At 60.1% G+C, this 5,760-nt stretch carries 7 protein-coding genes; 2 read left to right on the forward strand and 5 right to left on the reverse strand.

Features of this window, described 5'->3' with window-relative positions:
• From GZ093_RS19815 to GZ093_RS19835, 5 genes are all read right to left on the reverse strand, one after another.
• On the reverse strand, positions 1–231 hold a 231-nt coding region (locus GZ093_RS19815), incomplete at its 3' end, for an aldehyde dehydrogenase family protein (protein ID WP_296489373.1).
• A 45-nt stretch (positions 232–276) separates the two neighbouring features.
• Positions 277–918: a 2-dehydro-3-deoxy-6-phosphogalactonate aldolase gene (locus GZ093_RS19820; protein ID WP_296489375.1), complete on the reverse strand. Its 642-nt coding sequence runs from the start codon at positions 916–918 to the stop codon at positions 277–279.
• On the reverse strand, positions 915–1,853 hold the full coding sequence (locus tag GZ093_RS19825) for a 2-dehydro-3-deoxygalactonokinase (protein WP_296489376.1): 939 nt from the start codon (positions 1,851–1,853) through the stop codon (positions 915–917). The genes GZ093_RS19820 and GZ093_RS19825 overlap by 4 nt, the downstream gene beginning before the upstream one ends.
• A 123-nt stretch (positions 1,854–1,976) precedes the next feature.
• Complete coding sequence (locus tag GZ093_RS19830; protein WP_296489379.1) at positions 1,977–2,930, reverse strand: C-terminal binding protein; 954 nt, start codon at positions 2,928–2,930, stop codon at positions 1,977–1,979.
• An 11-nt stretch (positions 2,931–2,941) separates the two neighbouring features.
• On the reverse strand, positions 2,942–4,684 hold the full coding sequence (locus GZ093_RS19835) for an IlvD/Edd family dehydratase (RefSeq protein ID WP_296489381.1): 1,743 nt from the start codon (positions 4,682–4,684) through the stop codon (positions 2,942–2,944).
• 110 nt (positions 4,685–4,794) lie between these two features.
• On the opposite strand from GZ093_RS19835, the gene GZ093_RS19840 reads away from it, so the two are divergent.
• Positions 4,795–5,550 (forward strand): FadR/GntR family transcriptional regulator, encoded by a 756-nt coding sequence (locus tag GZ093_RS19840; protein ID WP_296489383.1) that lies wholly within the window; start codon positions 4,795–4,797, stop codon positions 5,548–5,550.
• Between the two features lie 19 nt (positions 5,551–5,569).
• Positions 5,570–5,760: TRAP transporter small permease subunit (locus GZ093_RS19845; RefSeq protein ID WP_363261172.1), on the forward strand; the 191-nt coding region annotated here is incomplete at its 3' end.

Raw genomic sequence — 5,760 nt, forward strand, 5'->3', positions numbered from 1 at the left:
GATTTCGGTGCCGATCTTGTCCAGCGCATCGGCTCTGGCCTGGATGTTGCCGGTGGACCAGGCGGGGAAGGCGGCTTGGGCCGCCTTGACCGCTGCATCGAGCTGCGCGGCATCGGCCTGGGTGTAGTCGCCGATGACGTCGGCCATATTGGACGGATTGATGTTGGGGGCGTACTTGGCACCCGCAATCCATTGGCCGTTGATCAGGTTGTCGTGTTTTTGAGTTGTCATGGTGATCTACTTTCGTTTCATCAGGCCCGCAAGGCTGCGGCGTTTCTAGTGGGCCAACGGTGCGGCTCGGCAGGCGGAAATAAAGTTCAGTGCATTGGCCTGAACCTGGGTTGCTTTCATACTCGATTTGTAGAGGGCTGATCCAATGCCAAAGCCGGCGGCGCCAGCTGCAAGATAGCTACTCATATTTTCTAGCGTAATGCCCCCCACCGGCAGCAGTCGGGCGTCTGCGGGCAGCACGGCGCGCAGAGCCCGAACCACCGCCGGTGTGATCATCTCTGATGGGAAAAGCTTGAGTCCCGTGGCGCCAGCCTCTAGTGCGGCAAAGGACTCGGTGGCAGTCATCACGCCGGGCAGGCACACCAGCCCCAGACGCACGGCCTCGCGCACCACCGCCGGATTGAAATTGGGCGACACGATCAGTTGGCCACCTGCCGCATGGACATTGCGCACATCATCCGGCGTGAGTACCGTGCCAGCACCGATCAACGCCTGGGGGAACTTGCTGGCCAGGGTGGCAATGCTTGTGAGCGGATCAGGTGAGTTAAGGGGGACTTCGATCAAGGTCCAGCCCGTGCTGGTTAGAGCCTCGCCCATCGCCAGCGCCTCCTGCGCTTGCAGGCCGCGCAGGATGGCGACCAAGGGAATCTGACTCAGTGCAACTTCAAATTTTTGGTGTGCGTTCATGATTGTTTCAACAAGTTGGGATGGAGCGTTTGCGCGATAGCCCACAGACCGGCCCAAGTCGCCTCCGAGCCCACCCGCCGCGAGGGTACATCGCGCAGGGCCAGCGCACGTTGGTAGCGCTGAGTCAATGACGCCGAGCCAATGATGACCACCTCGGCGTTGGTCTGCAATGTCTGGGCACGCAATTCTTCGCCAATGACCAGGCCGGACAAATAGCTAGGCAGCGCGGCGGCAGGTAGCCGATCGAACAGCGACAGGGTGCGCGTGCTGAAGGCGGTGTGCAGCAGGCTGTTGCTGCGCAGGGCCAGCATCACACCTTGGTCAAAAGCCTCACTGTCGAATTCACCATCGCTGGCCGGCAGGGTGCGCGACAAAATGGAATGTTGCCGCAGCAGGGCAAAAAACTCGCCCGTCATGAATGTTGAGAATGACTGGATACGACCCGCTTGCACTCGCACCCATTTGCTGTGCGTACCTGGGAGCACCACCAGCGCTTCTTGCAGTCCGAGCAGCTGCAGGGCGCCAAAAATCTGGGTCTCTTCGCCCCGCATGACGTCAGGAATGCGCTGGAGACGCCTGACATCAGGAAGGCCGTTGTGTTCGCAAGACATTCCCGGCACGATGGCCACGTGACCCGGCTCCACCCACACCATGTTGGCGGCAACGTCTTTGAAGTCTGCCGGACAGGTGCAATAGGGTGCTTCCAGCCAGCCCTGCTTGCTACCGACCATGCCGGACATCAGGCACAAAGCATCAGGCCCTTGCATCCAGTCGCCAAAACAGGACTTGAGTACAGAAGGGAATTCACCCGGCGCTACCGTCAGAATGCCCCGGGCGAAAGATCGCTCTTCAACAGTCTGGCCGCGGGCGTCCAGCCAGGCGCCGCGCAGCGATGAGGTGCCCCAGTCAACCGCGATCAGGGTGCGGGCGCTCACACTCGAGCTCACACGCCCCCCAGTTTTAACGCGGGGTCGGCGGCGACGCCAAAACATTTCTGAATTTCTAGAATCGTCTCCGATGCCATGCGTCGCGCCCTTTCCTGTTCGATCTGTTCTCTGTTATTTTCCGCTGACCACCACATAGGATGGTCGACCATTACGCGCCCAGTCCACCAGATTCTGCGCCGCCTTGCGTCGCAGTTCCTTTTCCGCGACCACCGAGTAGAACGCCGCGTGCGGCGACAGCAATACACGCGGATGCTGCACGATGCGCGAGTCGGCCGCCGGCGGCTCCACCGGCAGGACGTCCAGCGCGGCACCGTCGAGCCTGCCGGAATCAAGCACGGCAAGCAGGTCATTAGTATTGACCACCGCACCGCGTGCGGTGTTGACGAGCACGCTGCCGGGCTTCATCAGGTCGAGCACCGACGCGTTGACCATTCCACGCGTTTCATCGGTGAGCGGCACATGCAACGATATCGCGTCGGCCTGCGCAAACAGTTCTTCCTTGCTGACGCGTTCAACATAGGCTGGAAAATCGCCGTCGATGATGTAGGGATCGCAGGCGATCACGCGCTTGAAACTATTGCGGCTGATATGTGCCATCCGCTTGCCAATGCGGCCGAGTCCCAAAATGCCGACGGTCATGTCGCCAACGCGCTGCATCTTGCCGGCCGTCGAGAAATGCCATTTTCCGGCCTTGACGTCCCGATCGTAGAACGCGATGTGCCGCAGCAGAGACAGCGTCATCGCAAGCGCGTGGGTGGCAACTTCGCCGACGCCGTAATCGGGCGAGTTGCTGACCCACACGCCATGCGCTTTCGCATCGGCGGTATTGACCGTGTCGAAGCCGGCACCGTAACGGCTGACAATCCGGATCTCGGGCCGGGCCTTGAATACTTTGGCATTGATCGGCGCGTATTGCACCAGCAGACCCTGGCAGCCGGCCGATGCCGCAATCACATCCTCCTCGGTTCGACACTGCGCGGCAACCATCTCGATGCCGGCAGCGCGATACAACGCCTGCTCCAGTTCAATATCTGGAAAGTCATAATCGCTAATCAGGATTTTCATTTTGCCGTGAGTTAGTGGTTGTCTTTCGGCACAAAGGAGCCGCGCTGGCCTACCAGGAAGTCAAAGTCCGCGCCTTCGTCGGCCTGCAGCACATGGTCCACATAGAGTTTCCAGTAGCCCGACAACAGCGGCGGCTCAGGCGCCTTCCAGCTCGCCAGGCGCCGCGCGAGCTCCTCGGCGCTGATCAGCAGTTGCAGCCGGCGCTCGGGCACGTTGAGCTCAATCATGTCGCCGTTTTGCACCACGGCCAGCGGGCCGCCAGCCGCCGCCTCGGGCGTGGTGTGCAACACCACGGTGCCATAGGCCGTGCCACTCATGCGCGCGTCGCTGATGCGCACCATGTCGGTGATGCCTTTTTTCAGCACTTTCGGCGGCAGCGGCATGTTGCCTATCTCGGCCATGCCGGGATAGCCTTTGGGGCCGCAGTTCTTCAGCACCAGGATGCAGGTCTCATCCACATCGAGCTGGTCGTCGTCAATGCGGGCATGGAAATCATGGCTGTCCTCGAATACCACGGCGCGGCCGGTGTGCACCAGCAATTCCGGCGTGGCTGCGCTGGGTTTGATGACGGCGCCTCGCGGGGCGAGGTTGCCGCGCAGCACGGCAATACCGGCCTTGTCCTTGAACGGCTCGTCAAATTTCTTGATGACGCGCGGGTCGTAGTTCTGTGCGCCGGAGAAATTCTCGGCCACGCTCTTGCCGCTCACCGTGATGATGTCCTTGTGCAGCAGATGCCCGATTTCCTTCATCACCACCGGCAAGCCGCCGGCGTAACAGAAGTCTTCCATCAGGTGCTGGCCGGACGGCTGTAGGTTGAGCAGGCAGGGCAGTTCGCTGGCCAAGCGGTCGAAGTCGTCCACGCTCAGCGGCACGCCCAAGCGGCCGGCGATGGCGATCAGGTGGATCACCGCGTTGGTCGAACCGCCAATGGCCGCCAGCGTGCGAATCGCGTTCTCGAAGGCTTCGCGCGTGAGTACCTTGGAAATGGTCTGATCCTCATGCACCATGTCGACGATGCGCCGGCCCGCGTTGCGGGCCAGAACGTTGCGTCGCCCGTCCACCGCCGGGTAAGCCGCATTGCCCGGCAGTCCGATGCCCAGAGCTTCAACCATGCTGGCCATCGTGGAGGCCGTACCCATGGTCATGCAGTGCCCATGGCTACGGTGCATACAACTCTCGGCCTCCATGAATTCTTCCAGCTTGAGCGTGCCAGCACGCACCTGCTCGCTCATGCTCCAGACCCCGGTGCCCGAGCCGAGTTCCTGGCCGCGCCATTTGCCATTGAGCATGGCGCCGCCCGAGACGCCGATAGTGGGCAGATTCACGCTGGAGGCGCCCATCAGCAGCGAGGGTGTGGTCTTGTCGCAGCCCATGAGCAGCACGACCCCGTCGAGAGGGTTGGCACGAATGCTTTCCTCCACATCCATGCTGGCCAGATTGCGGTACAGCATGGCGGTCGGGCGCATCAGGGTCTCGCCTAGCGACATGACCGGAAACTCCATCGGAAAGCCGCCGGCCTCGTACACACCTATCTTCACTTGCTCGGCCAGCGTGCGGAAGTGCGAGTTGCAGGGTGTGAGTTCACTGAACGTGTTGCAGATGCCAATGACCGGGCGACCATCAAACTGGTCGTCTGGCACGCCCTTGCCCTTGACCCAGCTGCGGTAGACAAAACCGTCGCGGTCCTGCCGGCCGAACCATTGCTGGCTACGGAGTTCTTCGGGCTTCTTTTTGGGCTTGCTTGAATTGGTCATGGGGTGAGTCCTTGAATTGGTAAACGTATTATCGTCATATGATATCAATCAGGTGCTAGGGAAAACCCCAATGAAAATATCATGATATCGTAATATGATATCAAGTGAGCATGATTACTAACACGATAAAGAACGTCCACGGCAACACCGTTGACTATCTCGGCGAAGCCATCGTTGCGGGGCGCTACGGCGCCGGCGCATCGATTCCACCCGAACCGATCCTGGGTGGCCAACTGGGCGTCAGTCGCACCGTGATACGTGAAGCCGTGAAATCGCTTATCGCCAAAGGATTGGTGACCACCGGTCCCAAGGTCGGCACCCGTGTGCTGCCTGAAGAGCAATGGAACTGGTTCGACCCCGATGTTATCGCTTGGCAAGCCAAGGCTGGTTTGTCGCCAGAGTTTCTGCGTGATCTGATGGATTTGCGCCGTGTTGTTGAGCCGGCCGCCTTGCGACTGGCAGCCCAGCGTGCCACCCCAGAGGACATTGCGAAGGTGGCGGACGCCCTGGAAGGCATGAAGCGTGGCCTCAAAGAGGGGGGTGACTATATTAAATATGACCTTCAGTTTCACCAGGGCCTGCTGCAGGCCTGTCGCAACCGCATGCTCATCCAGATGAGCAAGGCGTTGGGGGCGTTGCTGCGGACTGGCTTTGAGCTGACTGCGAGAAAAAAGGGTGGGCCCGCGAACTCCATTCCATTACATCAGGCTGTATTGGATGCTGTGGTCGCCCATGACCCGGTCAAGGCTGAAAAAGCGATCCTGGTCCTGATTGATGGCGCCCATCAGGATATTGAAGAAATACTGGCCTCACGCCGTCGCCTGCCCCGATTGAGCAGGCTGGCCTCCGTGCTCAGGGCTGCCTGACGAACTAATTTTGGAGTCTATGTTGCAGAAAATATTGAATCTGTTCTTCAAGCTGCTTGAATTGCTGGTGGTGGTGTGCATGGTGGCCATGGTGCTCATGGTGTTCGGCAATGTGGTGCTGCGCTATGGTTTCAACTCGGGCATCGATGTTTCTGACGAACTGTCCCGTTACTGCTTCATTTGGCTTACCTACATTGGCGCCATGGTCGC

Origin of the sequence: Rhodoferax sp. (assembly GCF_010365055.1) — a bacterium.
Lineage (GTDB): Bacteria > Pseudomonadota > Gammaproteobacteria > Burkholderiales > Burkholderiaceae_C > Rhodoferax.